Origin of the sequence: Microbacterium luticocti DSM 19459 (assembly GCF_000422405.1) — a bacterium.
GTDB lineage: Bacteria > Actinomycetota > Actinomycetes > Actinomycetales > Microbacteriaceae > Microbacterium > Microbacterium luticocti.
In genome coordinates this window covers 24,844-50,261 of sequence record NZ_AULS01000017.1, presented here as the reverse complement: position 1 = coordinate 50,261, position 25,418 = coordinate 24,844, and the positions used below count along the sequence as shown (strand labels likewise).

The following is a 25,418-nucleotide window of genomic DNA, read 5'->3' as shown; positions in this document are numbered from 1 at the left end:
ACCCGGCCTGTCCACCTCACCAAGAGAAACCGAACAAGGAGAGAGACAGAATGCGCACATCACGCATCGTCGCGGTCGGAGCCGCCGGCATCGCCGCCGCGCTGGCGCTGAGCGCCTGCTCGAGCGGCGGCACCGGTGGCACGGGTGGCGACGACTCGTCGGCACCCGGCACCATCGGCAAGGTCGACGGCTCGGGCCGCACGCTCACCGTCTGGTCGATGACCGGAGACCTGTCGGATGACACCATCGCGGCCATCAACACGAAGTTCGAGGCCGAGACCGGAGCCAAGGTCAAGGTCGAGACGCAGCAGTGGAAGGACATCGCCACCAAGATCACCACGGCGCTGGCCACCGACACCCCGCCGGACGTCATCGACATCGGCAACACCCAGGTCTCGACGTTCGCCGCCAGCGGCGGGCTCGCCGACCTGACCGCGTACAAGGACGCGTTCGCGCAGGGGCAGACCTGGCTGGCCGGCCTGGCCGACCCGGCGACGATCGACGGCAAGCTGTACGCCGTGCCGTCGTTCGGCGCGACCCGCACCGTGATCTACAACAAGACCATGTGGAAGGATGCCGGGGTCACCGCCGCGCCCACCACGTACGACGAGCTGACGGCCGCGCTCGAGAAGGTCAAGGCCAAGAACTCCGCCGCGGACTTCTCGTCGTTCTACCTGCCCGGCCAGTACTGGTACGCGGCCATGCAGTGGGTGTGGGACGCCGGCGGGGACATCGCCGCGCTGAAGGACGGCAAGTGGGTCGGCGGGTTCTCGTCGAGCCAGTCGCAGTCGGGTCTTGAGGCGTGGAAGCAGTTCCAGAACACCTACTCGTCGAAGGCCAGCCAGACGCTGAACACCGACAAGCCCGACCAGGACCAGGTGTTCGCCGACGGCAAGGCGTCCGCGATCATCGGCAACAACTGGGAGATCGGGGCGATCGAGAAGGCCAACCCGAAGATCACCGACGCCGACCTGGGCACGTTCGCCATGCCGGGCGCCTCGGGCACCCAGCCGGTGATGCTGGCCGGCTCGGACTGGGGCATCGCCGCCAAGAGCAAGAACCAGGATCTGGCCCGCGTGTGGGTCAAGATCGCGGCCAGCCCCGACATCCAGAACACCAACGTCGTCAAGGACGGCTGGATCCCCAACAGCGTCGAAGGGTCGAAGGCGGCCGTCGACAGCGGGAACCTGACCGAGCTGCAGACCGCGTTCTTCCAGGCTGCGCAGAACTCGAAGGCCACCCCGGCCTCGGGCAACTGGGCTCAGCTGGAGGACCCCGGCTTCAAGCAGTTCTTCCAGTCGATCGCGTCGGGCACCAAGTCGCCCGCCGACGCCGCCAAGGCGTGGGACGACACGATCAACTCCACGCTGAACCAGTGATCCGCCTCTGACGAAGAGACAGCATGAGCACCTCTCCCGCGACGATCGTCGCAGGTGAGGGCGTGGCCGCCGCCCCCCGCCCGCGGGCGGGCGGGCGGCGGCCCCAGCCCCCTCGCCATTTCTCCAAGCAGTCGCGTTTCGCCCCGCTGTGGCTGCTCTCGCCCGCCGGGATCGTGATCCTCGCGCTCATCGTGGCGCCGATCGTGTTCCTGGTCTACACATCGTTCACCGATTTCAATCAGCGGACGCTGTTCACCGGCGAGTACCACGGCGTGGGGGTCGAGCAGTACACACGCATCTTCACCGACCCGCAGTTCTGGGCCTCGACCGGCCTGACCTTGGTGTTCACGGTGGCCCTGGTCGGCGGGAGTCTGATCATCGGGGTCGGCGTGTCGCAGCTGATGACCAAACTCGGCACGGCGATGCGCTACATCGTCACGATCGTGCTGATCTTCGCCTGGGGCATGCCGAACGTCGCCTCGGCACAGGTGTGGAACTGGCTGTTCCAACCCGGCTACGGCGTCATCAACTGGCTGCTCGCGCAGCTGCATGTCTTCGGCGACACCACCGACCTGTCGTGGTGGAACAGCACGCCGCTGGCCCTGTTCAACATCTGGATGCTCGTGGTGTGGCAGGCGGTGCCGTTCATCGCCCTGACCACCTATGCCGCCCAGACCCAGATCGACGGATCGCTCATCGAGGCGGCACGCATCGACGGCGCCGGGGAATGGCGCATCTACTTCTCGGTGGTGCTGAACAGCCTCAAACCCACCCTCCTGCTGATCACCGTGCTGTCGATCATCTGGGACTTCAACGTGTTCAACCAGATCTGGCTGACCACCCAGGGCGGCCCAGACAACGGCACCGCCACCCTCGGGATCTGGGCCTACCTGACGGCATTCAACCAGTTCAAGATCGGCACCGGCGCCGCCATCGCGGTGGTCACCACCGTGATGCTCATGATCATCAGCGGCTTCTACATCCGAAGCCTGCTTCGCTCGGGAGAAGACCTGTGAGCGCCACCGTCACCGAGACCGAGGCGGTCACCACCCGCACCGCCGCGCCCGCCCGGCCCGCGCGCCGGCGTCGTCGGCCGCACATCGGCGCGAACGTCATCGCCATCGTGTTCAGCGTGGTGTGGGTGTTCCCCGTCTACTGGATGCTGATCACCGCGTTCAAGCCCCGCTCGGACGTGATGACACCGACGCCGCAGTTCCTGCCGATGCATCCCACGCTCGAGAACTTCATCAACGCGGTCACCAAGACGAACTTCCTGCTGAACCTGCGCAACAGCATCATCGTGGTCGGCTGCGCGATCGTGTTCGCGATGCTCATCGCGTTGTTCGCCTCTGCGGCGCTCAGCCGGTTCCGGTTCCGCGGGCGGCGCACGATCATGGTGCTGATCCTCGCCGTGCAGATGCTGCCGGGAGCGGCGCTGCTGATCCCGCAGTTCCTGATCTTCAACGACCTCGGCCTGCTCAACAAGTACATCGGTCTGATCCTGGCCTACGTGGCCGCGGTGCTGCCGTTCTCGATCTGGTCGCTGCGCGGATTCTTCGTCACCATCCCGGTCGAGGTCGAAGAGGCGGCCATGATGGACGGGGCCGGCACCTGGACGATCCTGTGGAAGGTGCTGTTCCCGCTGGTGATCCCCGGCCTGATCTCGACGAGCATCTTCGGGTTCATCACCGCGTGGAACGAGTACATCCTCGCCTACACGTTCATGAAGGACACCACGATGTACACGCTGCCGGTGTGGCTGGTGTCGTTCGCGATCCCGAACCAGCCCGTCGACTACGGGGGTCAGATGGCGGCATCCCTGCTGTTCTCGTTGCCGGTGGTCGTGTTCTTCCTCATCATCCAGCGGCACCTGGTCACCGGGATGTCCGCGGGAGCGGTCAAGGGCTGATGCGCCGCGCGCGAGCAGCCGCCTCCCGTCGGGAGGGCGGCCGATGAGGGTGGGGCTGGATGTCGGCGGCACCAAGACCGACGCCGTCGCCGTGGACGAATCCGGGACGATCACCGGCCGGGTGCGGCTGGCGACCGGATGGGGGCCCGACGGGGTCACCGCCACGGTCGTCGAGGCCATCGGCGCGCTCGCACGCGAGCGCCCAGGCGACGACCCGATCCGCTCGGTCGGGGTGGGCATGCCCGGCCAGGTCGTGCCCGGATCCGCCCACGTCACGCACGCGGTCAACCTCGGGGTGGCCGAACTCGACCTGCCCGGGCGGCTGCAACCGCGGCTGGGGGTGGCGGTCGCCGTCGAGAACGACGTGAAGGCCGCCGCCGTCGGGGCCCACGCGCTGCGCCGCCGACAGGGCGAGACGCTCGCCTACCTCAATCTGGGCACCGGGGTGGCCGCCGGCATCGTGCGCGACGGGCGGCTGTGGCGCGGGCCGCGCGGCACCGCCGGCGAGGTCGGGCACATCTCGGTCGACCCCGACGGCCCGCCCTGTCAGTGCGGGCAGCGCGGCTGCATCGAGGCGCTGGCGGGCGGTGCGTCGATCGCCCGCCGCTGGGAGCGGCCGTCGTCGTTGCCGGTGCGCGACATGATGGATGCCGCCGACGCGGGCGATCACACCGCCCGGCGGCTGCGCGGCGACCTGATGGCCGGCGTGGCGGCGGCCGTGCGCATCCTCGTGCTCACCGTCGACGTCGACGTGGTCGTGCTCGGCGGCGGGATCACTGCGCTGGGCGATAGGCTCAGGAACGGTGTCGTGGCCGAACTCGACGCCAGTGCCGAGGCATCCGCCTTCATGCGCTCGCTGCACCTGCGCGAGCGCGTGGAACTGCTGCCCGCCGGCTCCGCCGCCGCAGCCTTCGGGGCGGCGCTGATCGGTGCCGCCCGTGACCGCGAACACCCCCAGGAGAGCATGATCCATGGCTGAAGTCGTCATCGTCCCCGACGCCGCGAGCGCCGGCGCCCTCGTCGCCGACGAGATCGTGTCGCTGATCACCGCCGACCCCGAGGTGGTGCTGGGCCTGGCGACCGGGTCGACGCCCCTGCCGGTGTACCAGGCGCTGCGCGAGCGGTTGGCCGGGGTGGACGTGTCACGCGTGCGCGGGTTCGCGCTCGACGAGTACGTCGGCATCGACCCCGGGCATCCCGAGAGCTACCGCAATGTCATCCGCCGTGAGGTGGTCGAACCGCTGGGGCTGGACCCCGAGCGCATCCATGTGCCGAACGGGGCGCTGGCGACCATCGAGCACGCGGGCGCGGACTACGAGCGGGCGATCGCCGCCGCCGGCGGCGTCGAGCTGCAGATCCTCGGCATCGGCACCGACGGGCACATCGGGTTCAACGAGCCGGGCTCGTCGTTCGCGTCGGCGACGCGGGTGAAGACCCTCACCGAGCAGACCCGGCACGACAACGCGCGGTTCTTCGATTCGATCGACCAGGTGCCGATGCACTGCATCACGCAGGGGCTGGGCACGATCCTGCGCGCGCGGCACCTGGTGCTGCTGGCATTCGGCGAGGGCAAGGCCGAGGCCGTGGCCGGAGCCGTCGAGGGGCCGGTGACCGCGTCGCTGCCCGGATCGGCGATCCAGCTGCACCCGCGCGTGAGCGTCGTGGTCGACGAGGCCGCGGCCTCCCGTCTGCGCTTCGCCGACTACTACCGGTACACCTGGGAGAACAAGCCCGCCTGGCAGGGGCTGTAGGCCAGGTCAGGCGCGGGTGAGCGCGCGCGTGCGTATCACGAGCGCCCGCTCCGAGGCATCCGCCACGACGGCCGTACTCACGCGGGGCTGGGCCGTGTCGGCCACGCTTACGGGGCGAACACCTTGCCCGGGTTGAGGATGCCCTGCGGGTCGAACACGTCCTTGATCTGCCGCTGCAGCCGCCACTGATCGTCGCCGAGCTCGTCGGTCAGCCACCGGCGCTTGAGCACGCCGATGCCGTGCTCGCCGGTGAGGGTGCCGCCCAGGCGCAGTGCGGCGTGGAACAGGTCGTCCGCGGCATCCCAGATGGCGGCCGGCACCTCGGGTCCGTCGAAGATGAAGTTGGGGTGCAGGTTGCCGTCGCCGGCGTGCGCCACCGTCGGGATCACCACGCCGTGCTCGCGCTCGACGCGCGCGATCTCGTCGAACATCTCGGCCAGCCGGCTGCGCGGCACCGACACGTCCTCGATGAGGGTGGTTCCCAGGGTCTCCATCGCCGGGTGCATCGACCGGCGGATCTGCAGCAGCCGCTCGCCCTCGTCCCGGTCGGCCGACACCTGCACAGTTCCGCCGTGCGCGCGCAGCACGTCGGCGATCGCGGCGGCCTCGGCGGCGGATGCCGCGCCGTCGGTCTGGATCGTCAGCTGCGCGGCGTGCGGGTCGGCCGCGGGCAGATCTAGCAGCCGGTGCACGGCGGCCAGGCACGTGGCATCCATCAACTCCATGATCGACGGCTGGATGCCTGCGGCCGTGACGGCGGCCGACGCCGCGGCGGCGGTGCGCACGTCGGGGAACGTGGCGGTGAGGGTGTGCACCTGGCCGGGCACGAGCCGGCGCAGCTTGAGGGTCGCACCCACGACGACGCCGAGCACGCCCTCGGAGCCGATGAACAGGCTCGTCAGGTCGAGCCCGGTGACGCCCTTGACGCTGCGGTGCCCCAGGTGCAGCAGCCGACCGTCGGCGAGCACGACGTCCAGTCCCAGCACCGCATCGCGCACGACCCCGTACTTCGCGCACAGCAGACCGCCGGCGCCGGTGGCGATGTTGCCGCCCACGGTCGAGATGGCGCGGCTGGCCGGGTCGGGCGCCCACCACAGGCCGTGCGCGGCGAGTGCGTCGTTCAAATCGCCGTTGAGGATGCCCGGCTCGACGACGGCGAGCAGGTCGTCGGCTCGCACCTCGAGGATGCGGTCCATCGCGCGCAGCGACAGCGAGATCTCGCCGGCGCCGGTGTTCGCCCCGCCCGCCAGGCCGGTTCCGGCGCCGCGGGGCACCACGGGGGTGCCGGTCTCGCTCGCGATGCGCAGCGTCTGCTGTACGTCGGCGACGGATGCCGCGTGCACGACCGCGAGCGGGGTGCCTGCGGCCGCGTGGCCCGACTTGTCGGCGCGGGCCGCCTGCCGCGCCGTCTCGGAGGCGTCGACTCGATCGCCGAGCGCGGCGCGCAACCGGGAGAGGACGTCGGTCATGGTGCGCTCGGGTCGGTCATGGTGGTTTCGGCCGGCGGTCAGGTGAGGCGACGGCGTCCGGCGATCACTCCGGCGGTGACCGCGACGACGGCGAAGGCGAGGCCGATCCAGGCCTGACCCATGTCCCACCAGGCGATCGTCGCGGCCGCGTACACGAGCAGTTCGACGACCGCACGGATGAACGGATGCACGCGGATCACCGCGCGCGGCGACACGAACAGCGCCCACAGCAGGATCGCGACGACCGGCAGGCCGACGCCGAACACGATGTTCCAGGGGAAGACCCACCCGGCGAAGCCCCAGAACGCGAGCGTGAAGAACGCGAACAGCTCGCACAGGAACGCGACGAGGTCGACCGCGGACAGCGGCGCGCGCGTGCCCGGGGCGGGTGCGGCGTGGTCGGGGGAGGCCATGCGTCCAGTCTACGCGGGGCCGTGCGGCGGGATGCTCGGTGTGCGACGGGCCGTCAGGGCTTCTCGGCGGCCACTGCCTGCGCCTGGTCCGCAGACAGGCCCGACAGAGCCAGGACCGACGAGGTGATCGTCGAGGAGTCGATGCCGGGGTAGCTCACCGTGATGGCGGCATCGTCCAGGATCTCGGCCAGGGTGGGGTGCAGTTCGATGTGCCCGACGCCCTGGGAGTTCAGCGAGATCGTGCTCGGGCCGCGGTCGCCGAGCCGGACGACGACGTCGGAACCGGGAGTGCCGGTGATCGTCACCGAGACCACCCATGTGGCACCGTCGAGCCCGCCGCCGGACTCGCCGAACGCCAGCGGCACCTGCACCGGCGGAGCGGGGTCGGTGGTGCCGGGGTCCGTCGTGCCGGGGTCGGGGTCGGTCGTCCCGGGGTCGGTCGTCCCGGGGTCGGTGGGGTTACCGGGGTCGGTCGGTTCAGGGTTGGTGGGGTCTGTCGCACCCGGGTCGCCGGGATCGGTCGGCTCAGGGTCGGTCGGCTCAGGGTTGTCGGGGTCTGTCACGCTCGGGTGGCCGGGGTCCGGGTTCGTCGTGCCGGGGTCGGGGTCGGTGCCCGGGTCGTCGGGGCCTGTGCCGGGGTCAGTGGGTTCCGTTGTGCCCGGGTCGGCCGGGTCGGTCGGATCGGTGCCGGCATCCGGCGGCGCTGTCGTGCCGGGGTCGCTGGGGCCCGTTGTGCCGGGGTCGGTCGGCTCCGTCGGATCCGTGCCGGGGTCGGTCGGCACTTCGGGCTGGGTGCCGGGGTCGGTCGGGTCGGTCGGCTCTGTCGTGCCCGGGTCCTCAGGGCCGGTTGCGCCGGGATCCGCAGGGTCTGCACCGGGGTCACCGGGGGCCGGCGCCGGATCCGGCCGGCCCGAGGGAGCGGGCGGCGGTGCGACTTCGGCGGTCGCCGGGGGAGTGGCATCCGTCGCCGGCGGCGCCGGATGGGCGACGGGCGGCTCGGGATCCGTCACCGGCGGGGAGGCGGGCGGGGTACCCGGCAAGATCGGGTCCGGGGTCGGCGCCGACCCGTCGCCCTCGACGTCGGCGACACCCAGTGCCGGTGCCGGCGCGGCACCGTACTGCTGCTGTTGCTGGGCGGTAGGCGCGCTCGGCGCGTCCATGAGTGCCCGGGGAATCACGACCGCCGCGACCGCCACGGTGGCGGCCACCAGCACGCCCGCGGTGGCCAGTCCCGCCATCGCACCGGCCCCGGCGAACACGCCGCCCGAGGCTGTGCCGGCCGACCCGGCGCCGGCGGCCGTGCCGCCCGGCCCTGCAGCGCCCGAACCGGCTGCACCGGCCCCGGCCAGTGCGGTACCCGACGATGCACCGCCCGATCCGGCCGCGCCGGCGAACGCACCGCCCGATCCGGCCCCGGCGGCACCTGCGGCCGCCACTCCCGGCATCCCGGCGAGGACCGCCCCCTCCACGACAGCGGACGGCATCGCGGCCACCGCCGTCACCGGCGCGCCCAGCTGCAACCAGGTCGCGTAGCCGGCCGCCCCGGTGCCGAGCACGAGCGGCAGCAGCACGAGCGCGAGCCGGTCCGAGACATCCTTCGCCTCGGCCGCCACGATCGCACAGCGCGCGCAGTCATGCAGGTGGCGATCGACCTTGGCCCGGTCGCGCTTGCCGAGCCCACCTCGGGAATACGCGCCCAGCCGCTCGATCGTCCACTGGCACGGCGATCCGTCGGCCACCGATCGCAGATGCGCCTGGACCCACGCCTGCCGCAACCCCTCGCGCGCCCGCACCGCGAGCTGGGCGACCGCGTTGGCCTTCATTCCCAGCAACGGCGCGATCTCGGCCGGCTTCATCTGCTCGATCTCGCAGTACCAGAGCACCTCCTGCCACCGCGTGGGCAGGCTGCGGAACGCCTGATGGGTCAGGCCCCGGTCGAGCGCGTCGCTCACGGCCTGCTCGTCGGTGGCCGGGTCGGGAACGCTGTCGAGCTCGTCGATCGCGCCCTCGGTGCGGGCGCGGCCCCAGCCGGCAGCCGTGTTGCGGATGCTGCTGAACAGGTAGGCGCGGAACGAGCCGGTCGGTCCGCCGCCGCGCTGGATCGAGCGGAAGATGCGGGTGTACGCCTCTTGCACGAGGTCGTCGGGGTCGAGCGAGTCGGTCACCGACCGGGCGACGGCGATGCCCGAACGGTAGTGTCGCCGCCACAGTTCGCCGAACGCGTCGACGTCGCCCGCGCGCGATCGCTCGACGAGATCGGCGTCGGCCGTCTCGTGCAGCGCGCGGCGATGCTCGCCGGTGCGGCGACCTCTCATCGACTCTCCCCGACGCGTGACGAAGCGGCGGCTCGGGCAGCCGCGCGTCTTTCATTGTGGTCGACGGCGGCGACGGATGCCACCCCCACCGCCGGTTTTTCATGTTCTGCCGGTGGTTTTTCGGGTTCTGCCGGTGATTTCGGAGCATGCGGGACTTTTTCCGCGAAGTGGCGTCATGATCCCGGCATCCCCGCGTCTCATGGACAGACGAGCCTGTGCGGACCTGGGGAGGGACGTACCGGCGGGACCGCCACCCGAAGGCGGTCGGCGACACGGACGCACTGGGGAGCACCGTCGGTCGCATACCTGCATGTCCCGAGGGGGGATGGTCTGCAGGTGTCGGTCGTCGCCCGCGACCGGCACGCGACGGGTGCCGGATGCCCACTGGGGGAGGGCATCCGGCCCCGTCGCTGCATCGGAGCCGGGCGCGGTTCAGCGTTCCCCGTCAGCGTGGTTGTGCCAGCGCGCCCGAATCGGCGTGCGCTGGTCAGCGCGCGGGTCGGCGTGCGCGAGTCGCCGTGCCCGAGTCGGCGTGCGCGGGTCACGGTTCCCGAGTCGGCGTGCGCGAATTCGGCGTGCCGAGCGAGCGTCTGCGGGCCACGGTGTGCGGGGTCGGCGTGCCCCGTCGACCTGCGTGGCTCCGCGTGTCCGGTCAGACCGGGTCGCCGTCGACCCACACCCGGCGCACGGTCAGGTCCGCGTCCAGCAGCACCGCGTCGGCGGCGTACCCGACGGCAAGCGATCCGAACCGGTCGGCGACGCCGATGGCCGCGGCCGGCACGGCGGTGGCCGCAGCGATCGCGTCGGGCAGTGGCATCCCGACCCGCTGCACCATCAGTCGCACCGCGGCGTCCTGCGTGAGCGTGGAGCCGGCGATCGAATCGCCCTGCGCGAGCCGGGCGACCCCGTCGCGCACGGTCACCGCGAGCCCGCCGAGCTCGTAGTCGCCGTCCGCTGCGCCGGCGGCGGCCATCGCGTCGGTGATCAGCGCGATGCGACCGGGTGCACCCTGGACGAGCAGGCGGATCACATCCGGATGCACGTGGGTGCCGTCGGCGATCACCTCGAGCCGCACCCGCTCATCGCTCAGCGCGGCCACGACCGGCCCGGGCGCGCGGTGGTGGATGCCGTTCATGGCGTTGAACGCGTGCGTGAGGATCGTCGCCCCGGCATCGAACGCGGCCTGCGCGGTCTGCTCGTCGGCATCGGTGTGCCCCACCGCGACCGCGACACCGGCCGCGACGAAGCGTCGCACCGCCGCCATGCCGCCGGGCAGTTCGGGGGCGAGCGTGACCTGTCGCAGGGTGCCGGCGCCCGCCTGAAGCAGGCGATCGACGGATGCCTCATCCGGCGCACGCAGCAGCGACGGGGTGTGCGCACCCTTGTGGCCGACATCGAGGAACGGGCCCTCCAGGTGCGAGCCGAGGATCGTCGGATCGGTCGCGGTCAGCCGCGCGACGGTCGCGGCACGCTCGGCCAACCGGTCGAGGTCGGCGGTGACCAGCGAGAGCACCGCCCGGGTGGTGCCGTGCGCGCGGTGCACGGCACGCGCGGTCGTGATCGCGTCGGGCCCGTCGTCGTACGCGGCGCCCCCGCCGCCGTGCCCGTGGATGTCGATGAAGCCGGGGGTCAGCCACCCGCCGTCCGCGTCGTCGGCGGCACGGGGTGCGAGGGCACGCCACCCGTCGCCGGTGCCGCGGCCCAGCACCCGGCCGCCGTCGAACGCCACCCAGGCATCCTCGGTGACGACCCCGTCGTCGACGAGCGCGGCCGAATGGATGACGCGGTCGACGCTCACCGGTCGGCCCAGGCGATCTCGGGTGAGCGGAAGAACGCGATGCCCGCGCGGGTCCACAGCGGTGAGAGGGCGCCCACCCGTTCACGGAACGAGTCCCAGGTGCGCTCGGGGGCGTCGGGGCCGGGGGCCGCCGACCAGGCGATCTCGGCGGCCGCGGCGATGCGCGGGAAGGCGAGGGTGTCGATGTCGGCGGCGGTGCGCATCGTCTCGGCCCACAGCGGCGCCTCGATGCCGAGGATCGCGTCCTCGCCTGCGCCGGCCACGACCGCGGCGGGATCCCACGCGTACGCGTCGTGCACGCTGGTGGGGCCGTTCGCCCAGGTGAGGCCGAGTGCGGTGTCGGCGTCGTACTTCTGGTCGAGGTAGATCGCGTCGGCCGGCGAGAGGATGAGCTTCGAGCCGGCGCGCACGAACGTGCGTGCCTTCTCGTCGGCGCCGTCGGTGGGCGCGACGTAGCCCCAGTACTGGCCGATCGTCGACGGCGCCAGATCGTCGGCCGTGCCGGCCTCGTGCCAGGCGATCGGCGTCTTGCCGAGACCGGCCACCAGCGCGGTCACCCGCCGCATGTACTCGGCGAAGTCGGCCGGGTCGGTGCCGTGCGCCTCGTCGCCGCCGACGTGCAGGTACGGCCCCGGCGTCAGTTCGGCCAGCTCGCCGTAGACATCCTGCAGGAACGCGTAGGTCGCGGCATCCCTCGTCTTCAGTGACGAGAACCCGACCGCCAGCCCCTGGTACGGCTCGCCCGCGGTGGGCATGCCGCCGCCGAACGTGCGCACCGTGTCGAGCACGGCGTCCGAGAGCACGACGGGCTCGGCCAGCTCAGGGTAGGCGAGGCCGACCGCGTGCGTGTGGCTGGGTCCGTCGATCTCGGGCACGACGATCATGTGGCGGGATGCCGCGTGCGCGACGATGCGCGCATAGTCGGCCTTCGTGTAATACCCGCCGGCGTCGCCGCCGATCGCGGTGCCCGACGCGCGCGCGGTCAGCTCGGGGCGGGAGTCGATCTGGATGCGCCAGCCCTGGTCGTCGCTCAGGTGCAGGTGCAGGGCATTGAACTTCAGGGCCGCGGCCCGGTCGATGTAGCCGAGCACGGTCTCGACCGGGAAGAAGTGACGGGCGACGTCGAGCATCACGCCGCGGTAGGCGAACCGTGGGGCGTCGGCGATCGTCACAGCCGGCGCGGTGACCGGGGAGGTGGGTGCGGGGCTGGGTGCGGTGGTGGGCGCGCTGGCGTCGGTGTCGCCGGGGGCGGCAGTGGCGGTGGCATCCGTGTCGCCGGTTGCAGCGGTGGCGGTGTTGCCCGTGTCGCCGGGGGCGGCGGCACCGGGGGTGGCGGCGGTGCCCGTGTCGGCCGTGTCACCGGGGGCGACGGCGGTGCCGGACGGGCGCAGCAGCTGCGCGAGGGTGTGCACGCCGTAGAAGAGGCCGGCCTCGTCGGCGCCCGAGATCCGCACCCCGTCCGCCTCGATCCGCAACTCGTACGCCTCGGTGCTGCCGCTGCCGATGACCCGGAGCGTGATGTCGCCGTCGCGGGCCGGTCCCGCGCTGACGGCGAGCGTGAGCCCGGTGGCGGTGCGCAGCACGTCGACGGCGAGTTCGGCCGTGGCCCGGGCGTCGTCGTCGGCGACGAGCCGGGCGTCGGGGGTGAGCAGAAAGTCGTCGGCCGAGGCATCCGTGCGAATCGACGCGGGCAACGGGACCAGTGCGGGCATGGGGGGCTCCTCGGCTCGGATCGGGCTCGCGCGCGCCGGGCGTGCACGCCGTGAGCATCGTACCGACGGCCGGTCGAAGCAGTGCCTGACCGGCCAGGGCGTCGACGACCGCGGACGGGCGCGAAGCTTGATGTAAGGAACACTAACAAAACGGCGGAAGAAGACACAGGGGCGCGCGGTGGCACGCGGTCGATCGACCATGTGCGCCCGGCGTGGGCCGAGGCATCCGCTATGCTCGGACATGTCGCGACTGGCGTTGAGGTGGGTCACCACCGGGAAGCGACCGACCGGCATTCGACCGCGCGCCTGGGCCGATGTGGAATCCCTGTTCCTTCAGTTCGAAGAGTTCTGTGACCGCCGAGTCGAGGAGACCGTCATGACCGACCGCTACTTCAACGCCCCGCTCGCCGAGGTCGACCCCGAGATCGCGCAGGTGCTCGAGCGCGAACTCGAGCGACAGCGCGGCTATCTCGAGATGATCGCCTCAGAGAACTTCGTGCCGGTCTCCGTGCTGCAGTCGCAGGGCTCGGTGCTCACCAACAAGTACGCCGAGGGGTACCCCGGTCGCCGCTACTACGGGGGCTGCGAAGAGGTCGACGTCGCCGAGGAGCTCGCGATCGCCCGCGCGAAGGAGCTGTTCGGCGCCGAGTACGCGAACGTGCAGCCGCACTCGGGGGCGACCGCCAACGCCGCCGTGCTGCACGCGATCGCGCGCCCCGGCGACACCCTGCTGGGCCTGTCGCTCGACCAGGGTGGCCACCTCACGCACGGCATGAAGATCAACTTCTCGGGCCGTCTGTACAACATCGTCGCGTACGGCGTCGATGCCACCACCTCGCTCATCGACATGGACGAGGTGGCGCGCCTGGCCCGCGAGCACAAGCCGAAGGTCATCATCGCCGGATGGTCGGCCTATCCGCGTCAGCTCGACTTCGCCGCGTTCCGCGCGATCGCCGACGAGGTGGGCGCCATCCTCTGGGTCGACATGGCGCACTTCGCCGGACTGGTCGCCGCCGGGCTGCACCCCAACCCGGTGCCGCACGCGCACGTGGTCTCGTCGACCGTGCACAAGACGATCGGCGGGCCGCGCTCGGGCTTCATCCTCACCAACGACGCCGACATCGCCAAGAAGATCAACTCGGCGGTGTTCCCCGGCCAGCAGGGCGGACCGCTCATGCACGTGATCGCCGCGAAGGCGACCGCGTTCAAGATCGCCGGCACGCCCGAGTTCGCCGAGCGCCAGCAGCGGGTGCTGTCGGGGGCGAAGATCATCGCCGACCGGCTGTCGCAGCAGGACGTGAAGGATGCCGGCATCACGGTGCGCTCGGGTGGCACCGACGTGCACCTGGTGCTGGTCGACCTGCGCGACGCCGCGATCGACGGCAAGCAGGCCGAGGATCTGCTGCACGAGATCCACATCACGGTGAACCGCAACGCGGTGCCGAACGACCCGCGGCCGCCGATGGTCACCTCGGGGCTGCGCATCGGCACTCCGGCGCTGGCCACGCGCGGGTTCGGCGATGCCGAGTTCACCGAGGTCGCCGACATCATCGCGCAGGCGCTGCTGCCCGATGCGGACGTGGCGGCGCTGCGCACCCGCGTGGCGGCGCTGACCGCTGCGTTCCCGCTGTACCCCGACCTGCAGCAGTAGCCCGACGGATGCCGAAGGCTTTCGCGATCGCGCGGGCTGCGGCATCCACCCCCGCAGCGGTGCGCGTGGCTGCGGTCTGCGGCCGTGCGCGCGGCTGCGGTCCGCGGCCCGGCAGCCCGGGCCATGTCGGCGAGAATCGCGATCGCGGTCGAGAATCGCTGCGATGCGTGCATTCTCGACCGGGATGCCGATTCTCGGGCATGATTCGACACGGTGACGATTCGATGAGGGAGCAGACGATGACGGCACGGATGCTGGACGGCAAGGCCGCCGCGGCGGCGATCAAGGCGGAGCTGGCCGAGCGGGTCGCCGCGCTGAAGGAGCGAGGGGTCACCCCGGGCATCGCGACGGTGCTGGTGGGCGCGGATCCCGCGTCGCAGCTGTACGTGGGGATGAAACACCGTCAGTCCGAGCAGGTGGGGATGAACTCGATCCACGTCGAGCTGCCCGCTACGGCGACGCAGGCCGAGGTGGAGGCGGCGATCGACCGGCTCAACGCCGATCCGGCCTGCCACGGCTACATCGTGCAGCTGCCGCTGCCGAAGCATCTGGACACCGATGCGATCCTGGAGCGGATCGACCCGGCCAAAGACGCCGACGGGCTGCATCCGACGAACCTCGGCCGGCTCGTGCTCAACGTGAACGGACCCATCGACACGCCGCTGCCGTGCACGCCGCGCGGGGTGATCGAGTTGCTGCTGCGCAACGACTACGACCTGAAGGGCAAGCACGTCGTCGTCGTCGGGCGCGGGGTCACGATCGGCCGGTCGATCGGGCTGCTGCTGACCCGTCGCGAGATCAACGCGACCGTCACGCTCACGCACACCGGCACCGTCGATCTGCCCTCGTACCTGCGACAGGCCGATGTGATCGTGGCCGCGGCGGGGGTCAAGCACATCGTGCGCGCCGAGGACGTCAAGCCCGGTGCCGCGGTGCTGGATGTCGGGGTCACGCGCGAGACCGACCCCGTCACCGGCAAGCGGCGGGTGTTCGGAGACGTCGACCCGGCCGTGGCCGAGGTCGCCGGGTGGCTGTCTCCGAACCCTGGCGGGGTCGGCCCGATGACGGTCGCCCTGCTGATGACCAACGTCATCGAGGCCGCCGAACGCTCGGCCGGCTGAAGCCCCGCGACGTCCCGCCCGGGTCGGGCGGCGGCCCGCTCGGTCTGCGAGGTCGGCGACGGGCGCTCGAGCCGGGCGACGGCCCGCGAAAGTGCTTCTGACGGACGAGGATGCGGGTATTACCCGTGCTTTCGTCCGTCAGAAGCACTCTCGGCGAAGGGCGGGCAACTGACCGCTCGATTCGGGCGATGGCCCGCGAGGTCGGGTGAGGGCCCGCTCGGGTCGGGTGAGGGTCCGCTCGGGTCGGGTGAGGGTCCGCTCGGGTCGGGCGGGCGCCCGCGAGGGCCGCGAGGTCGGCGACGGCCCGCTCGAGCGGGGCGAGGGCCCGCGAAAGTGCTTCTGACGGACGAGGATGCGGGGATTACCCGCGCTTTCGTCCGTCAGAAGCACTCTCGATGAAGAACGGGAGCACTCTCGGCGAAGGGCGGGAGCACTCTGGGCGAAGGGCGGGAGCACTCTCGGCGCAGGGCGAGGGCGGCGGCGCTCAGCCCAGGTCGTCGAGCATCTTGCGCTGCTCGTCGGTGAGGCCGTCGCGCAGCTCGGCGCGGCCGGACTGTTCCGCGGCGGCCGGGGTCGTGGCATCCGTCGCCTGCGCGCCCGTCGCCTTGTCGTAGAGGGCGGATGCCTGGGCCTCGACCTTGTCGTCGACCAGGTCGTAGACCGCCCAGCCGATGATGAGGATCACCGGCGGCAGCAGGTATCCCCAGAACCAGCCGTGCACGTTCACGCCCGACAGCAGCACCGTGACGATCCACACCAGGAACGCGACCGCGAGGGCCAGCAGTCCTTGCACGACCTTCTCGCCGACCTTCGTGCGCTGGGCGGCCGAGCGGGCGGCCATGCCGCGGAACCAGCGCGTCACGACGGGCTTGACCCAGATCACGAGCGCCGTCATGACGATGCCCGCCCACAGCGCGGCCCAGCCGACACGCGCGGGCGTGAGCCAGCCGATCAGCAGCAGCACCACCACGTTGAACACGAGGAGCGAGCAGAACCGCACGATCCACTTCTTCATGGCTTCAGGATGGCACGCCGGGCGCCCGTGCGGCGGGTCCGGACGGGCGCAGCCATGTGTTTGGGGCGGATCTGTGCGGTTTCGGCTCCACAGATCCGCCCCAAACGCGCAAATGCGCCCCAAACCGGAATTGGTCGGGGTCGAGACGGGGACCCCACAGGGTGGGGTGTCACACCCCAGACCCCGGCCGCAGGTCAGTACGAGGCGCGGGCGGCGCGGGCGGAGTCGGGGATGAACCGGGCCGCGAGGGCCTCGGACGAGCGGGCGAGCATCGCCACATCGGCCCCGACCGCGACGAAGTCCGCCCCCTGGGCGATGTACGCGTCGGCCACGGCCGGATCGAACGCGTTCACGCCGACCGGCTTGCCCGCGGCCTTGACCGCCGCGAACGTGCGGTGCACGGCATCCACCACGTCGGGATGCGACTGCTGCCCGAGGTGCCCCATCGACGCGGCGAGGTCGGACGGGCCGACGAACACGGCGTCGATGCCCTCGACGGCGGCGATCTCGGCGGCGTGCTCGACCGCGGCCGCGGTCTCGACCTGCACGGTCAGCGACACGTGCGTCGCGCCGTCGCCGAGGTACCCGTCGACCCGGTTCCAGCGGGCACTGCGCGCCAGTGCGCTGCCGACGCCGCGCACCCCCACCGGCGGGTACCGCGTCGCCGCGACCGCAGCCCGCGCCTCGTCGGCCGACGACACCATCGGCACGAGCAGGTTCTGCGCGCCCAGGTCGAGCACCTGCTTGATCGCGACGGTGTCACCCCACGGCACGCGCACCACCGGCGCGATCGGGTACGCGGCCACCACCTGCAGCTGCACGAGCACGCTCTCGAGCGAGTTCGCCGAGTGCTCCATGTCGATCAGCAGCCAGTCCAGACCCGAACCGGCGTCGACCTCGGCGATCAGCGGCGAACCCGAGCACGCCCACATGCCGACGAGGGGCCGGGATGCCTCGGCCAGGCGTTCGCGGAAGGTCGAGCTCAGACGAAGCGACATGTGATGGTTCCCATCGGTCCGTAATCGCACAGCACGCTGTCGCCGCGCTGCACCCACATCGGCCGGGTGAACGACCCGGCCAGGATGATCTCGCCCGCCTCAAGGCGCGAGCCGTGCTGGTGGAACTTGTTCGCCAGCCAGGCCACGCCCGTCGCGGGATGGTTGAGCACGCCCGCCGCGACCCCGGTCTCTTCGATCGTCTCGTTGCGGTACAGCATGGCCGCCACCCAGCGCAGGTCGATCTGGTCGGGCCGCATCGGCACGCCGCCGAGCACCATGCCGCCGTAGGCGGCGTTGTCGCTGATGGTGTCGACGATGGTGCGGCCCTCGAGCTCGATGTGCGAGTTGAGCACCTCGAGCGCGGGAGTCACGTACTCGGTGGCGCGCAGCACGTCGAACAGCGAGCAGTCCGGGCCCTCGAGCGGTCGGTTCAGCACGAACGCCAGCTCGACCTCGATGCGCACGTTCGAGAACCGGTCGAACGGGATGGTGGCTCCGTTCTCGTACACGGTGTCGTCGAACATCACCCCGTAGTCGGGCTCGGTGATGCCGGTCGCCGCCTGCATGGCCTTGGAGGTCAGGCCGATCTTGCGGCCGACGAGGCGCCGGCCCGCGGCGAGGTTGGTGTCACGCCACACGCCCTGGATCGCGTACGAGTCCTCGACGGTGGCATCCGGGTAGCGCGCGGTGATGCGGGGGATGACACTGTTCGTGCGGTCGGCTTCGGCCAGCTCGTCGGCGATCCGGGCGATGACCTCGGAATCGAGCATCCTGTCTCCTTGTCGTGTCGTGTCGTGTCGTGTCGTGCCGGAGCGCTGGGTCGGTTCGACTTGCGGCGCCGCTCGGAGCCCGGATCGTTCGCCTCGGTCGCCGTGCTGCCTCGCTCGACGACTGGGGGATGACCGCCCGGTGTCGGTCCCCCCGCGAGGGAACGAAGGTCCGAGTCGAAACGTCTCGCGTCGTGGGACGTTCGACCGGCTGCGCTCGCGGGGCGACCGAACTCGCGGGGCGACCGGGGGTTGCCTACAGCTGGTGGCCGAGCTTGTACTCGCCCTGCTTCCACTCCGGCATCGATTCCTCGCCCTGCTCGGGGCGGGTGTAGCTGAAGCCGTCGGCGCCGATCGTGACCGCCATCTCCGAGGCATCCGTGCGCGCCACCACCGGCTGCGGGTTGCCGTCGAGGTCGAGCACCAGCGAGGCATCCGTGTACCAGGACGGCACCACCGGGTTGCCCCACCAGTCGCGGCGCTGGTTGTCGTGCACGTCCCAGGTGACCACCGGGTTGTCGGGGTCGCCGGTGTAGTAGTCCTGCGTGTAGATCTCGACGCGGTGGCCGTCGGGGTCGCGCAGGTACAGGTAGAACGCGTTCGAGACGCCGTGGCGGCCCGGCCCCCGCTCGATGCGGTCCGACATGCGCAGCGCGCCGAGCTTGTCGCAGATCGAGAGGATGTTGTGCTTCTCGTGCGTCGAGAACGCGACGTGGTGCATGCGCGGGCCGTCGCCGCCGGTCATGGCGGTGTCGTGCACGGTGGGCTTGCGGCGCATCCAGGCGGCGTAGACGGTGCCGGCCTCGTCCTGGATGTCTTCGGTGACGCGGAAGCCGAGGTCCTGCATGAACTTCGTGGCGCGCGGCACGTCGGGGGTGACCTGGTTGAAGTGGTCCAGGCGCACCAGGGCGCCCGGCGTGTACAGGTCGTAGCGCCAGGCGAGACGCTCGACGTGTTCGACGTCGTGGAAGAACTCGTACGGGAACCCGAGCGGGTCGGTCACCCGCACCGAGTCGCCGATGCCCTTGGTGAAGCCTTCGGCGCGACGCTCCACCCGGCAGCCGAGCTCGGTGTAGAACGCGACCGCCCGATCGAGGTCTTCGGGGGTGCGCACCCGGTAGCTGAACGCGGCGACGGCGGCCACCGGCCCCTGCCGCAGCACCAGGTTGTGGTGGATGAACTCCTCGAGTGAGCGGAGGTAGACGGTGTGCTCGTCCTCCTCGGTCACCGTCAGGCCCAGCACGTCGACGTAGAAGTCGCGGGAGCGCTGCAGGTCGGTGACCACCAGCTCCATGTAGGCGCAGCGCAGGATGTCGGGGGCCGGGGCGGTGGGCGTGGGCACCGGGTTGTCGGTGTCGATCGGGGCCTCTTGCGAGACGTAGAAGCCCGACGAGGTCAGTGTCATGTCGTGACGGTTGGTCATGTCAGCGTCCTTGCGTGAGTGCCGGTCGCAGGCGACCGGTGGGGGGTGGGATCAGCGGGGGTCCGGGTCGTCCAGCTCGACCTCGGTGTGGTGCTGCTGCTTGCCGAAGGTGGGGTTGTGCACCTTGCCGAGCGTGATGTGCACGGCCTGCTGGTCGGTGTAGAAGTCGATCGAGCGGTAGCCGCCCTCGTGGCCGAGGCCCGAGGCCTTGACACCGCCGAACGGGGTGCGCAGGTCGCGCACGTTGTTCGAGTTGAGCCACACCATGCCGGCCTCGATGTTCTGCGCGAAGTTGTGCGCACGCTTGAGGTCGTTGGTCCACACGTAGGCGGCCAGGCCGTACTTGGTGTCGTTGGCCAGAGCCAGCGCCTCGTCGTCGGTGTCGAACGGGGTGATCGCCACCACCGGCCCGAAGATCTCCTCCTGGAAGATGCGGGCCGTGGGTGCGACGTCGGCGAACACCGTCGGGGCGACGAAGTTGCCCTCGGGGAACCCCTTCGGGCGGCCGCCGCCGGCGACCAGACGCCCCTCGGTCTTGCCGAGTTCGACGTAGCTCATCACCTTCTCGTAGTGCTCGGGGTGAACCAGCGCGCCCACCTCGGTGTCGGGGTCGTGCGGGTAGCCGACCTTGACGCGCTTGGCCTGTTCGGCGTACCGGTCGACGAACTCGTCGTACACGTCGCGCTGCACCAGGATGCGGCTGCCGGCCGTGCAGCGCTCGCCGTTCAGCGAGAACACACCGAAGATCGTCGCATCGATCGCGGCGTCCAGGTCGGCGTCGGCGAACACCACGGCGGGCGACTTGCCGCCGAGCTCCATCGACAGGCCCTTCAGGAACGGCGCGGCGTTGCCGAAGATGATCTGCCCGGTGCGGCTCTCTCCGGTGAACGAGATCAGCGGCACGTCGGGGTGCTTCACCAGCGCGTCGCCGGCGTCCTCACCCAGACCGTTGACGAGGTTGAACACGCCCTGCGGCAGGCCCGCCTCCTCGAAGATCCCCGCCCACAGCGACGCCGACAGGGGCGTGAACTCGGCCGGCTTGAGCACCACCGTGTTGCCGGTGGCCAGCGCCGGGCCGAGCTTCCACGACTCGAGCATGAACGGCGTGTTCCACGGCGTGATGAGCCCGGCGACACCGATCGGCTTGCGGTTGACGTAGTTGATCTGACGGCCCGGCACCTTGAAGGTGTCGTCGGCCTGCGCCACGATCAGGTCGGCGAAGAACCGGAAGTTCTCGGCCGCGCGCCGGGCCTGGCCGAGCGCCTGGGTGATCGGCAGGCCCGAGTCGAACGACTCGAGCTCGGCGAGCCGCGCGTCGCGGGATTCGACGATGTCGGCGATGCGGTGCAGGATGCGGGAACGCTCACGCGGCAGCATCCGAGGCCACGGACCCTCGTCGAACGCGCGCTTGGCGGCGGCGACGGCCTTGTCGATGTCGGCCTTCTTGCCGGCAGCGGCGGTCAGATAGGTCTGGTTGGTGACGGGGTCGAGCACGTCGAACGTGTCACCGTCGACAGAATCGACCGTCTGTCCGTCGATGTAGTGCTGGATGCGGTCGGGCAGGTCGGCGGGGACGTGCCGGGCGGCGAGGGTGGTGTCGGTCATGGATGTTCCTCCGTCAGTGGTGGGAGTCGGGATGGCGGGCGGCGAGGAACTGGTCCATCGTGCGCCAGCGGTGGGTGCGGGCGGCCAGCTCGATCTCGAGCGGGTCGGCGTTATCTTCGATCAGCTGCACGATGTGCTCGTGCTCGTCGACCGAGTGCCCGGCGCGGCCGGGGATGAACGCGAAGGTCGAGTCGCGCACGCCCGGCAGTCGGCGCCAGCCGCGGTGCACGAGCTCGAGGATGTGCGGGTTCGGGCACCGCTCGAACAGTGCGGTGTGGAACTGCTGGTTGAGCCGGGTGAACTCGTGCGGGTCGAAGTGATCGAGCAGCCGCCGCATCCGCTCGTTGACCGCGCGGGCGCGGGCCAGATCGGAATCGGTGAGGTGCGGGGCGGCCAACGAGATCGCCGAGCCTTCGACAAGGCCCAGGGTCTGCATCGTGTAGACGTACTCGCTCTCGTCCGCGACGGCCACGCGTGCGCCGACGTTGCGCTCGAACGTCACGTAGCCTTCGGCTTCGAGCCGGCGGATCGCCTCGCGCACCGGCACCACGCTCATGTCGAGCTCGTCGGCGATCGTGCCGAGCACCAGCCGGTAACCGGGCGTGTACTCGTGGTGCGCGATGCGGTCGTGGATGTACGCGTACGCGCGCTGGGACTTGCTGAGGGTCGCGACGGCTGTGCTCATCGGCCCTCCTCACGCTGCTCATAGCGCTCGCGCCAGGCGGCGTTCATGGGGAACAAGCCCTCGATGCGCTCGCCGTCGGCGACCCGGTCGGCGATCCAGCCGTCCTCGTCCTCCTGCGCGAGGGCGGCGTCGACCACCTCTTCGACCAGGCCGGGCGGGATGACGATGACTCCGTCGCCGTCGCCGACGATGACGTCACCGGGCTGTACGGCGACGCCGCCGCATCCGATCGTCACGTCATGGTCCCACGCGACGTGGCGACGGCCGAGCACCGCGGGGTGTGCGCCCTTCGAGAACACCGGGATGCCGACGGCCGCCACGGCGTCGTAGTCGCGCACAGCGCCGTCGGTGACGATGCCGGCGGCGCCGGCCGCATGGGCGCGGATGGCGAGGATGTCGCCGAGCGTGCCGGCCGTGGCATCCCCGCGCGCCTCGATGACCATGACCTCGCCCGCGCCCAGCGCGTCGAACGCCTGCTTCTGCGGGTTGTAGCCGCCGCCGTGGGCCTTGAACAGGTCTTCGCGGTTGGGGATGAACCGGAGGGTGCGGGCGGTGCCGATGAGCTTGGTGTCGGGGTGCATGGGGCGGATGCCGTCGATCACGACGTTGTTCAGTCCACGCTTGCGCAGCTGCGCCGACAGCCCGGCGACGGGGGCCTTCTCGAGCTTGGCGCGCAGCTCGGGAGTGAGCACGAACGCGGCGGCGGCGGGTTGGGCGGCCGGGGCCAGGCCCGCCGCCTCGCGCGAGCCCCAGGCATCCGCCCGCTGCGCGTCGTCGACGGCCGGCACCGAGCCGACGGCGGGGTCGAAGCCGTGCTCGCCCTGCACGACGGTGGTGACCAGGCGGCCGCTGGACGGGGCGCCGGGCGCGGTCGGGGCGTCGACCTCGACCTCGACGACGTCGCCGGGGACGACCACCGACGAGCCGGCGGGGGTGCCGGTGAGGATGACGTCGCCGGGCTCGAGTGTCATGTGTTGGGAGAGGTCGGCGACGAACTGCGCGAGCGGGAAGATGAGGCCGGCGGTGGTGTCGTCCTGCACGAGCTCGCCGTTCACCCAGGTGCGCAGCCGCAGCGCGTGCGGGTCGACGGTGCGCGCGTCGATGAGCCGCGGGCCGATCGGGGTGTAGCCGTCGCGGCCCTTGGAGCGCACGTTCGAGCCCTTGTCGTTCGCGCGCAGGTCGTAGACGCCGAAGTCGTCGGATGCGGTCACCCAGCCGACGTGGTCCCATGCGCGCTCGAGTGGCACGTGACGGGCGGCGGTGCCGATCACCAGCGCCACCTCGCCCTCGAACGCGAGCAGCTCGGTGCCGGCGGGGCGCTCGATGGTGCTACCCGAAGCGGCGACCGAGCTCGCGGGCTTGAAGAAATACGAGGGGGAGGCCGGGCGCCGGCCGCGCTGGTCGGCACGGGACGCGTAGCTGAGGTGGACGGCGATGATCTTGCCGGGCCGGCCCGGAAGACCGGCGAAACGCGGATCGGCGGTGGTCGTGGCATCCGTCGTCGACGTGCTGTCAGTGCTCATGAGCTCCCTCGCCCTTGTGTTGTATCTGAAATCGTATATGATCATCCTGCGTCCGGCAAGAGGATGGTTCCGCTCACCACGACGAGTGGGGCACCCTGGGGTACCGGAGACAGCGCAGTCTCAGCGACAGATCTCATCGACAGAGGAGTCAACAATGAGTTCACCCAACGCGGGTGATGCGGCCGGCGGTCTGACACCGACCGGCACCATCGCCTCGGCCGCCGACCGGCGGCGAGTGGTCTTCGCGACCGTGGTCGGCACCACCATCGAGTGGTACGACTTCTTCATCTATGCCTCGGCGGCCGGACTGGTGTTCGCCGACCTGTTCTTCAAGCCGGCAGGCCCCGGGTTCGCCCAGATCCTGTCGTTCATCACCGTCGGCATCAGCTTTCTGTTCCGTCCGCTGGGCGCGTTCTTGGCCGGGCACTTCGGTGACAAGATCGGGCGCCGCCCGATGCTGGTGCTCACCCTGCTGCTGATGGGCGCGGCGACCACCCTGGTCGGTGTGCTGCCGACGTATGCCGTGATCGGCATGGCCGCGCCGGTGCTGTTGATCCTGCTGCGCGTGCTGCAGGGCATCTCGGCCGGCGGCGAGTGGGGTGGCGCGGTGCTGATGGCCGTCGAGCACGCGCCGAAGGCCAAGCGCGGTTTGTTCGGGGCCTCGCCGCAGATCGGCGTGCCGATCGGGCTGCTGCTGGCCTCGGGTGTGATGGCGCTGATGGCGCTGATCGCCCCCGGCAAGGCGTTCCACGACTGGGGCTGGCGCATCCCGTTCCTGCTGTCGGTGGTGCTGATCATCATCGGCTACTGGGTGCGGCGTCGCGTGTCCGAGAGCCCGGTGTTCCAAGAGATCGCCGAGCGCAAAGAAGAGACGCGCATGCCGATCGTGCAGCTGTTCCGCCACCACGCGCTGCTGGTGATCATCGCCGCGCTGGTGTTCGCAGGCAACAACGCGGTGGGATACATGACCACCGGTGGATACGTGCAGCGCTACGCCACCGACCCGGCCGGGCCGGTGCAACTGGACGCCGGCCCCGTGTTGTGGGCGGTCGCCGGATCGGGACTGACCTGGCTGGCGGCCACGTGGCTCGCGGGCTGGTGGTCCGACAAGCTGGGGCGCCGCACCACCTACATCATCGGGTGGATCCTGCAGCTGGTGGGTGTGTTCCTGCTGTTCCCGCTGACGAACGTCGGCAACGTGTGGGTGCTGTTCGCGGCGTTGGCGATCCTCACCGTCGGCCTCGGGTTCACCTACGGACCGCAGGCGGCCCTGTACGCCGAGTTGTTCCCGGCGTCCATCCGGTTCTCGGGGGTGTCGATCTCGTACGCGATCGGCGCGATCCTGGGCGGGGCCTTCGCCCCGACCATCGCGCAGGCGATCTTCCAGGCGACCGGCTCGACCTGGGGAATCACCTGGTACCTCGCTGGAATGACCGTGATCGGCCTGATCGCGACCCTGTTGCTGCGCGACCGCAGCGGCATTCCGCTCGGCCCGGAGTTCGAGGCCGAGCAGGCCAAGAGCCCCATCCACGGGCTGGCCAGGGCCTGAGCCGCACGGCGTCCCGCCGACGCCGGAGCAGACCTGCCGGTGTGGCGGATCCCCCGGATCCGCCACACCGCAGCGCGCCTGGCCCGGGCGCTGGTGTCCTGCGTCACGTCCCCAGATGGGCGACGTCACGTCCCCAGATGGGCGACCCTCTCATCGTGCCCGGGAGCCGGCCGTGCCTGAAGCCCCGACATATGAGGGCACCGCCCTGGCTGCCCCCGCGCGTCGCCGTCTGCGCGTCGCCGCCCCGCCCAAGCCTCCACCCAGCCCGTCGCCGCCCCGCGCACGCCTCCACCCAGCCCGCCCCCGCCCCCACTTGTGGGGGCACCCACGTACGG

20 protein-coding genes and 1 riboswitch are annotated in these 25,418 nt (G+C 71.0%); of the genes, 8 read left to right on the top strand and 12 right to left on the bottom strand.

All coding sequences use genetic code 11. The annotated features are described in order from the left end of the window. Nucleotides 1-50 precede the first annotated feature (50 nt). Genes H577_RS0111345 through H577_RS0111325 form a run of 5 tightly spaced genes read left to right on the top strand, consistent with a single transcriptional unit; the run spans nt 51 to nt 5,039 of the window. Nucleotides 51-1,379, top strand: a complete 1,329-nt coding sequence (locus H577_RS0111345; RefSeq protein WP_029146048.1) for an extracellular solute-binding protein — start codon at nt 51-53, stop codon at nt 1,377-1,379. A 23-nt stretch (nt 1,380-1,402) separates the two neighbouring features. After that, the gene (locus tag H577_RS0111340) at nt 1,403-2,395 is read left to right on the top strand and encodes a carbohydrate ABC transporter permease (protein WP_029146047.1); all 993 of its coding nucleotides are present in this window, start codon (nt 1,403-1,405) and stop codon (nt 2,393-2,395) included. Then, nucleotides 2,392-3,288, top strand: a complete 897-nt coding sequence (locus H577_RS0111335) for a carbohydrate ABC transporter permease (protein WP_211217926.1) — start codon at nt 2,392-2,394, stop codon at nt 3,286-3,288. Before H577_RS0111340 ends, H577_RS0111335 begins: the two co-directional genes overlap by 4 nt. Before the next feature lie 43 nt (nt 3,289-3,331). Continuing rightward, the gene (locus tag H577_RS0111330; RefSeq protein ID WP_029146045.1) at nt 3,332-4,267 is read left to right on the top strand and encodes an ROK family protein; all 936 of its coding nucleotides are present in this window, start codon (nt 3,332-3,334) and stop codon (nt 4,265-4,267) included. Further along, nucleotides 4,260-5,039: a glucosamine-6-phosphate deaminase gene (locus H577_RS0111325; RefSeq protein WP_029146044.1), complete on the top strand. Its 780-nt coding sequence runs from the start codon at nt 4,260-4,262 to the stop codon at nt 5,037-5,039. The genes H577_RS0111330 and H577_RS0111325 overlap by 8 nt, the downstream gene beginning before the upstream one ends. A gap of 107 nt (nt 5,040-5,146) precedes the next feature. On the opposite strand, the gene H577_RS0111320 is transcribed toward H577_RS0111325, so the two are convergent. From H577_RS0111320 to H577_RS0111300, 5 genes are all read right to left on the bottom strand, one after another. After that, nucleotides 5,147-6,508, bottom strand: a complete 1,362-nt coding sequence (locus H577_RS0111320) for an FAD-binding oxidoreductase (protein ID WP_029146043.1) — start codon at nt 6,506-6,508, stop codon at nt 5,147-5,149. Between the two features lie 38 nt (nt 6,509-6,546). Then, entirely contained in the window at nt 6,547-6,921 is a 375-nt protein-coding gene (locus H577_RS0111315) for a YrdB family protein (RefSeq protein ID WP_029146042.1), read from the bottom strand. Between the two features lie 53 nt (nt 6,922-6,974). Further along, a complete protein-coding gene (locus H577_RS17090) occupies nt 6,975-9,236 on the bottom strand; it encodes a sigma-70 family RNA polymerase sigma factor (protein WP_051191983.1) in 2,262 nt (753 codons plus the stop codon). Between the two features lie 652 nt (nt 9,237-9,888). Further along, a complete protein-coding gene (nagA, locus tag H577_RS0111305) occupies nt 9,889-11,034 on the bottom strand; it encodes an N-acetylglucosamine-6-phosphate deacetylase (RefSeq protein WP_029146041.1) in 1,146 nt (381 codons plus the stop codon). Further along, nucleotides 11,031-12,746: a beta-N-acetylhexosaminidase gene (locus tag H577_RS0111300; RefSeq protein ID WP_051191982.1), complete on the bottom strand. Its 1,716-nt coding sequence runs from the start codon at nt 12,744-12,746 to the stop codon at nt 11,031-11,033. The genes nagA and H577_RS0111300 overlap by 4 nt, the downstream gene beginning before the upstream one ends. A 236-nt stretch (nt 12,747-12,982) precedes the next feature. Continuing rightward, nucleotides 12,983-13,065: riboswitch (ZMP/ZTP riboswitch) on the top strand. Between the two features lie 57 nt (nt 13,066-13,122). On the opposite strand from H577_RS0111300, the gene glyA reads away from it, so the two are divergent. Next, nucleotides 13,123-14,397: a serine hydroxymethyltransferase gene (gene glyA, locus H577_RS0111295; RefSeq protein ID WP_029146039.1), complete on the top strand. Its 1,275-nt coding sequence runs from the start codon at nt 13,123-13,125 to the stop codon at nt 14,395-14,397. Nucleotides 14,398-14,636: 239 nt separating this feature from the next. Continuing rightward, entirely contained in the window at nt 14,637-15,518 is an 882-nt protein-coding gene (locus tag H577_RS0111290; protein WP_029146038.1) for a bifunctional methylenetetrahydrofolate dehydrogenase/methenyltetrahydrofolate cyclohydrolase, read from the top strand. A 484-nt stretch (nt 15,519-16,002) separates the two neighbouring features. Here H577_RS0111290 and H577_RS0111285 read toward each other — a convergent pair whose 3' ends face one another. From H577_RS0111285 to H577_RS0111255, 7 genes are all read right to left on the bottom strand, one after another. Continuing rightward, on the bottom strand, nt 16,003-16,533 hold the full coding sequence (locus H577_RS0111285; protein WP_029146037.1) for a hypothetical protein: 531 nt from the start codon (nt 16,531-16,533) through the stop codon (nt 16,003-16,005). Nucleotides 16,534-16,727: 194 nt separating this feature from the next. Further along, nucleotides 16,728-17,531 carry an HpcH/HpaI aldolase family protein gene (locus H577_RS0111280; RefSeq protein WP_029146036.1) on the bottom strand — a complete coding sequence of 268 codons (804 nt, stop codon included), beginning with the start codon at nt 17,529-17,531 and terminating at the stop codon, nt 16,728-16,730. Then, nucleotides 17,516-18,301 (bottom strand): 2-oxo-hept-4-ene-1,7-dioate hydratase, encoded by a 786-nt coding sequence (gene hpaH, locus H577_RS0111275; RefSeq protein ID WP_029146035.1) that lies wholly within the window; start codon nt 18,299-18,301, stop codon nt 17,516-17,518. The genes H577_RS0111280 and hpaH overlap by 16 nt, the downstream gene beginning before the upstream one ends. Before the next feature lie 253 nt (nt 18,302-18,554). Then, entirely contained in the window at nt 18,555-19,721 is a 1,167-nt protein-coding gene (gene hpaD, locus H577_RS0111270; protein ID WP_029146034.1) for a 3,4-dihydroxyphenylacetate 2,3-dioxygenase, read from the bottom strand. Nucleotides 19,722-19,772: 51 nt separating this feature from the next. Then, complete coding sequence (gene hpaE, locus H577_RS16280; RefSeq protein WP_051191981.1) at nt 19,773-21,326, bottom strand: 5-carboxymethyl-2-hydroxymuconate semialdehyde dehydrogenase; 1,554 nt, start codon at nt 21,324-21,326, stop codon at nt 19,773-19,775. Nucleotides 21,327-21,339: 13 nt separating this feature from the next. Continuing rightward, on the bottom strand, nt 21,340-22,011 hold the full coding sequence (locus H577_RS0111260; protein ID WP_029146033.1) for a GntR family transcriptional regulator: 672 nt from the start codon (nt 22,009-22,011) through the stop codon (nt 21,340-21,342). Further along, a complete protein-coding gene (locus H577_RS0111255; RefSeq protein ID WP_029146032.1) occupies nt 22,008-23,534 on the bottom strand; it encodes a fumarylacetoacetate hydrolase family protein in 1,527 nt (508 codons plus the stop codon). Before H577_RS0111255 ends, H577_RS0111260 begins: the two co-directional genes overlap by 4 nt. 154 nt (nt 23,535-23,688) lie before the next feature. Here H577_RS0111255 and H577_RS0111250 point away from each other — a divergent pair, with 154 nt between their 5' ends. Continuing rightward, nucleotides 23,689-25,083 (top strand): MFS transporter, encoded by a 1,395-nt coding sequence (locus H577_RS0111250; protein ID WP_029146031.1) that lies wholly within the window; start codon nt 23,689-23,691, stop codon nt 25,081-25,083. The last annotated feature ends 335 nt before the right edge of the window (nt 25,084-25,418 follow it).